Here is a 311-nt window from a genome sequence, read left to right as displayed (position 1 = left end):
CACAAGCGTCAGCACCGTCGCTTCGACGTTTTCCGCGAGACCCGCTTCGAGTTGCGGCGCGTCGGCCAGCAGTACCTTGGCGACGCCGGCGATCTTCGCTGCGGCATCGGCCGCGGCTTGCGCGTTGTGACCCGCGACCAGCACGTGAATCTCACCGCCGATCTTCTGTGCCGCTGCGATCGTGTTCAGCGTCGCGGCCTTGATCGACGCGTTATCGTGTTCTGCTACTACCAGGTTAACCAGATTCGTCATTTCTTGCGTCTCCTCACAGCACCTTGGCTTCGGTCTTCAGCTTCTCGACCAGCGTCTTC

General features: G+C 61.4%; 1 pseudogene. It reads right to left on the bottom strand.

Features of this window, described 5'->3' with window-relative positions:
• Nucleotides 1-243: pseudogene (locus tag AB3X86_RS38430) on the bottom strand (electron transfer flavoprotein subunit alpha/FixB family protein); the annotation flags it as partial.
• Nucleotides 244-311: the final 68 nt, after the last annotated feature.

The sequence above is a fragment of the Paraburkholderia sp. BR14374 genome, from assembly GCF_040948685.1.
GTDB classification, from domain to species: Bacteria; Pseudomonadota; Gammaproteobacteria; order Burkholderiales; family Burkholderiaceae; genus Paraburkholderia; species Paraburkholderia youngii.
The sequence above is the reverse complement of the archived record's forward strand: the minus strand, read 5'-3'. Positions and strand labels throughout refer to the sequence as shown.